The sequence below is a fragment of the Roseateles sp. genome (assembly GCF_031397715.1).
Classification (GTDB): domain Bacteria; phylum Pseudomonadota; class Gammaproteobacteria; order Burkholderiales; family Burkholderiaceae_C; genus Paucibacter_A.
In genome coordinates this window covers 1-3,290 of sequence record NZ_JANNMI010000005.1, presented here as the reverse complement: position 1 = coordinate 3,290, position 3,290 = coordinate 1, and the positions used below count along the sequence as shown (strand labels likewise).

General features: G+C 63.2%; 5 protein-coding genes. 2 read left to right on the top strand and 3 right to left on the bottom strand.

The features are described from left to right. A partial coding sequence (phaZ, locus tag RMO57_RS00165; protein WP_310383154.1) for a polyhydroxyalkanoate depolymerase occupies window positions 1–884 on the top strand: 884 nt, incomplete at its 5' end. Next, on the top strand, window positions 881–1,564 hold the full coding sequence (gene rsxB, locus RMO57_RS00160) for an electron transport complex subunit RsxB (protein WP_310383153.1): 684 nt from the start codon (window positions 881–883) through the stop codon (window positions 1,562–1,564). The genes phaZ and rsxB, both read left to right, overlap by 4 nt. A gap of 9 nt (window positions 1,565–1,573) precedes the next feature. Here the strand turns inward: rsxB and RMO57_RS00155 are convergent, their stop codons facing one another. The 3 genes from RMO57_RS00155 to RMO57_RS00145 all read right to left on the bottom strand — a co-directional run. Then, window positions 1,574–1,807 (bottom strand): hypothetical protein, encoded by a 234-nt coding sequence (locus RMO57_RS00155; protein ID WP_310383152.1) that lies wholly within the window; start codon window positions 1,805–1,807, stop codon window positions 1,574–1,576. 148 nt (window positions 1,808–1,955) lie between these two features. Beyond that, the gene (locus tag RMO57_RS00150) at window positions 1,956–2,597 is read right to left on the bottom strand and encodes an ankyrin repeat domain-containing protein (protein ID WP_310383150.1); all 642 of its coding nucleotides are present in this window, start codon (window positions 2,595–2,597) and stop codon (window positions 1,956–1,958) included. Between the two features lie 14 nt (window positions 2,598–2,611). After that, window positions 2,612–3,290, bottom strand: a 679-nt coding sequence (locus tag RMO57_RS00145; RefSeq protein ID WP_310383148.1) for a TatD family hydrolase, incomplete at its 5' end; no start/stop codon positions are given.

The window sequence follows — 3,290 nt, the reverse complement described above, 5'->3', positions numbered from 1 at the left end:
CCGATGCGCGCATGGTGCCCAAGGAAGTGGGCGCTTTTCATCTGGATGACTACATCGCCTATGTGCAGGAGTTCATCCGCTTGGCCGGCCCCGAATGTCATGTGATCTCGGTCTGCCAGCCGACCGTGCCGGTGCTGGCCGCGATTTCGCTGATGGCCACAAACGGCGAGCCAACACCACGCAGCATGACCATGATGGGCGGCCCGATCGACGCGCGCAAGAGCCCCACCGCGGTCAACAATCTGGCCATGAACAAGCCCTACAGCTGGTTCGAGAACAATGTGATTTACCGTGTGCCGACCAACTTCCCGGGCTCGGGCCGTTCGGTCTACCCGGGCTTTTTGCAGCACACCGGTTTCGTCGCGATGAACCCGAATGTGCATATGAGTTCGCACTACGACTACTTCCTCGATCTGATGCGCGGCGACGACGAAAGCGCCGACTCGCACCGCCAGTTCTACGACGAATACAACGCCGTGCTGGACATGCCGGCCGAGTACTACCTCGACACCATCAAAACCGTGTTTCAGGACTTCGCCTTGGTCAATGGCACTTGGATGGTCAAGGGGCAATTGGTTCGCCCACAGGACATCAAGACCACCGCCTTGCTGACGGTGGAAGGCGAGCGCGATGACATTTCCGGAGCCGGCCAGACCCGCGCCGCGCATGAGCTGTGCTCGGGTGTACCCAGCAAGCACCAATTCCACTACGACGCCGTCGGTGCGGGCCATTACGGCATCTTCTCCGGTCGGCGCTGGCGCGAGAATGTCTATCCGGAAGTGCAAGCCTTCATCAGCAAGTATGACCGCCCGAACGCCGTGGTTGAATCGACCGCTGTAGCCCCGACCGCAGCACCCAAGTCGAAAAGCAAATCAAGCACTTGACGCTTCAAGCCCAAGCCTCGGCAGGTCTGCAGCAACTGATCACGGCGATCGACGCTGCGCTGCCGCAAACCCAGTGCACCCGCTGCGGCTACCCCGATTGCCACGCCTATGCCGTGGCGGTCGCGGCCGAGCAGGCGGCCATCAACCAATGCCCACCCGGCGGCCAAGCAGGCGTCGGGCGACTGGCGGCCATCACCGGCCGCCCCGCCCTGCCCCTGAGTGCCGCACATGGGCAAGAGGGTCCGCTGAAATTGGCCGTCATTGACGAGGCTTGGTGCATAGGCTGCACGCTGTGCATCAAAGCCTGCCCGGTGGACTGCATCGTTGGCGCGCCCAAGCAGATGCATGTGGTCGTCGCCGAGCAATGCACCGGTTGTGAGTTGTGTGTGCCGGCCTGTCCGGTCGACTGCATCTCGCTGACGCCGGTCAAGCCCGAGCTCAGCGGCTGGGCGGCCTGGAGCGGACGCCAAGCCGACGATGCGCGGCAACGTTATCGCTTTCACCAGCTGCATCAAGTCAGAGCCGAGCAAGAGAATGCGGCTCGTTTGGTCGCCAAGGCCGAGGCCAAATTGGCCGACCTGGCCGGCGCATCCAAACTCAGCGAACCGTCGGCCTTGGATGCCAAACGGGCCGTTATCGAGGCGGCACTGGCGCGCGCAAGGGCCAAGCGCCAGGCCTGACCAGCGCCATCACATCAGCTGTTCGGCCAGCTCCATGTCGTCCGGGGTCTGGTCAATCAGGCGGTCAAAGTCGGCTGCCGCAAACTGGCCCTTGGGGATCAGGGGTTTGTCCAGCGGGCGGTAGACGCAGCTGTGCAGGCGATTCAGCAGTTCGGAATGTTCCATCGCCGACACCACCTCCGCAGGGTTGAGCAGCATGGCGAAGGGGCTGTACAAGGCGCTTGCAGTTTGGGTGCTCAACATGGTGATGCTCCGTTAGGGTCGACTTACGTTTCAAGATGTAAGCTACTTTAGGGAGCCGCGCCAGTTCGGCATAGTCGGGGCCGCGCCAATGCGCCTGTCAGGCAAACTCCTAGGCGCTTGCTGCGGCCAGCTCGCAATAGCTCGGCGGTCAGCTGCCCGATTTAGCCATTAGCTTAAGCAGCTTGGCATGCAGTTCATCCCGGCCCGCCTTGTCCGCGAAGTCGGCGGCGCTAAGGCCTTGCTGGTTGCGCAGATTGACGTCGGCGCCGGCCCTTAGCAGCAACGCCGGCAGATCAAGCGCGCCATAGCGCGCCGCCATCATCAATGGCGTGCTGCCATTGGGCGAGCGCGCATTGATCTCCGCTCCCTGGCTCAGCAACCAAGCCGCAACGCCGTTGTCGGGGCCGCTGCAGGCATAGTGCAAGGGCGTCCAGCCCGCGCTGTTGACCGGCGCGCCCTTGTTGACGATCTTTTGGACCCAGCCCAGCTTGCCCTTGATCGCCGCCAACATCAGTGCGGATTCGCCGTTTGAATTGACGGCCAAGATATCCAGCTGCGGATGGGCCAGCAAGCTGTCGAGTGCCTTGTCTGAATCCTCCCGCAAGGCCGTGCCGAGCGCATAACGGCCACGTGCATCGGGCTTGTTGGGGTCGACGCCGCGCTGTAGAAGCTTGCGCACGTTATGGCCATCATCCAACTCGACCGCCAAGACCAAATCATCAATCGGTGCAGCCCAGCAAGCACCGGCGAGGCTCAGACTCAGCGTCAACAACGGCCATTTACTCTTCATCGCTGCCCTTGCTCTCAGTTCAAACCGAACAGTCGCCGGCAGTTGGCCGAGGTCTGCGCCGCCAACTCTTCAATCGATACGCCCTTCACCGCCGCCAGCGCCGCGCCCACATGGGGCACATAGGCGGGGCTGTTTGTGCGCCCACGGTAGGGCACGGGCGCCAGATAGGGGCTGTCGGTCTCGATCAGCAGGCGCTCCAGGGGCAGCGCCGCAGCCACATCACGCAGGTCTTGCGCGCTCTTGAAGCTGAGAATGCCGGAGAAGGAGACGTAATAGCCGCGCTCGACGGCAGCCAAGGCCACCTCGACGCTCTCGGCAAAGCAATGAAACACGCCACCGGCCTGCTCGCCACCCTCCTCATCCAGCAAGCGCAAGGTGTCGGCGGCGCTGCTGCGGGTGTGAATCACCAAAGGCTTGGCGGCTTGTCTTGCGGCGCGGATATGGGTGCGAAAGCGCTCGCGCTGCCAGGCCATATCGCCCTCAATGCTGCGGCCGTTGAGGCGGTAGTAGTCGAGGCCGGTTTCGCCAATCGCCACCACGCGGGCGTCGGCCGCGGCGGCCACCAGCTCCTCGACGCTGGGCTCATGCACATCCTCGTTGTCCGGGTGCACGCCGACGGTCGCCCAGAGCTGCGGGTATTGATGCGCCAAACCCAACACGGTCGGAAACTCCTCCATCGTGGTGCAGATGCAG

Excerpts from the sequence above, each read along its gene's own strand:
- RMO57_RS00155 (WP_310383152.1), bottom strand. The coding sequence starts at position 1,807 with ATGTTGAGCACCCAAACTGCAAGCGCCTTGTACAGCCCCTTCGCCATG.
- RMO57_RS00150 (WP_310383150.1), bottom strand. The coding sequence starts at position 2,597 with ATGAAGAGTAAATGGCCGTTGTTGACGCTGAGTCTGAGCCTCGCCGGT.